The 1390-nt window shown below is 81.0% G+C and carries 1 protein-coding gene and 1 pseudogene; one reads left to right on the forward strand and one right to left on the reverse strand.

Annotated features, from left to right (window positions below; translation table 11 throughout):
* Positions 1 to 289, forward strand: a pseudogene (locus tag GTQ99_RS23270) (MocR-like pyridoxine biosynthesis transcription factor PdxR); the annotation flags it as partial.
* A gap of 24 nt (positions 290 to 313) precedes the next feature.
* On the opposite strand, the gene GTQ99_RS23275 reads toward GTQ99_RS23270, so the two are convergent.
* Positions 314 to 1390: GNAT family N-acetyltransferase (locus GTQ99_RS23275; RefSeq protein WP_166618020.1), on the reverse strand; the 1077-nt coding region annotated here is incomplete at its 5' end.

Raw genomic sequence — 1390 nt, forward strand, 5'->3', positions numbered from 1 at the left:
GCGCCAGCGGGCCCGCCGCGACGCGCTGCTGGCGGGGCTGCGCGAGCACGTGCCCGGGGCGCGGGTGCGGGGGGTGCCCGCCGGGCTGCACCTGCTGCTCGCGCTGCCGGCCGGCGCCGACGACGCCGAGGTGGCCGACGCCCTGCTGGAGCGCGGGGTGGCGGTCGCGCCGCTGGGCCTGCACCGGCTGCGGCCGGGCCCGCCCGGGCTGGTCCTCGGCTACGCCGCGACCGCCCCCGACCGGCTGCGCGAGGCCGCGCGCCGCATCGGCGAGGTGCTGCACGGGTGAGCGGCGCGGGCGTGCGGGTCACCCTCAGCGCGCCAGGGCCGCCCGCACGTCGGCGACGTCCGCCTCCAGCTCCTCGACGGCCTCGTCCCAGCGGAAGCCCAGCGCCTCGTTGACGGCGATCATCGGGGTGTTGGACACGGCGTTCCACGTCGTCACCCGGCGGGCCCGCGGCGCGTCGGCGACGGCCGCGCGCAGGCACGCCAGCTTCAGCAGCGTGCCCAGCCGGTGACCGCGGTGCTCGCGCACCACGAGGGTGTCCCACTGCAGCAGCCGCTCCGGCTCGTGGGCGGACTGCACGAGCATCGTGTAGCCCACCAGCTCCCCGGACGGTGCGGCGGCGAGGGCGAGCCACTGCCGGCGCCCCTGGGCGGCGCGGGCCGCCTCGCCCTCGCGCACGCGGGCGGCGTCCCACGCCTCCGGCTCGACCAGCAGGTCCCCCGCGGGTGCGTCGGTGCTCATCCGCGCCACCAGCGCCGCCACCGCGTCGAGGTCCTGCTCGGGCACGGGCCCGGCGGAGGCGCGCAGCCGGTAGCCCCGCGCGTGCGGGAGGGCGGCGGCCTCCAGCGCCGCCAGCCGCCCGGCGGGCACGGGCAGCGGCAGCTGCCGGCGGGCCTCGGAGCGGCCCCGCTCGAAGCCCCACCGCCGGGCCGCCAGCAGCCCCGGCCAGTGCGCCGGGTCGGCCTGCACCGGGCGCTCCACGGCGGTGCGCACGCTCGTGCGGCCCGCGGCGGCGGCCACGTCGAGCGCCGCGGCCAGCAGCCGGGTGCCCACGCCGCGGCGGCGGTGCGCGGGGCCCACGGCCAGCTCGAGCGCGGCGACGTGGGGGTTGTCCAGCAGCGTCAGGCGCACCTCGGCGGCACCGACGGCCCGGCCGCCCTCGCGGGCCAGCAGCCAGTGGACGCGCTCCTCGGCGCCGCCGCGCTCGAGCTCGGCGCGCAGCTCCGCGCGCTGCCAGCACGCCGGGTCGGGGCGGTCGGCCGACTGCCCGGCCACGAGCTCGTCGTACCAGGCGTCGAAGTGCCGGGCGGCCCACGCGGAGCGGTCCGGGGCGTCGCTGCTCGTGGAGGTGACCTCCACGAGCAGCGACGCCCCGGACCGCTC

It is taken from the genome of Kineococcus vitellinus, assembly GCF_009906315.1.
In the GTDB taxonomy this organism is placed as follows: Bacteria; Actinomycetota; Actinomycetes; order Actinomycetales; family Kineococcaceae; genus Kineococcus; species Kineococcus vitellinus.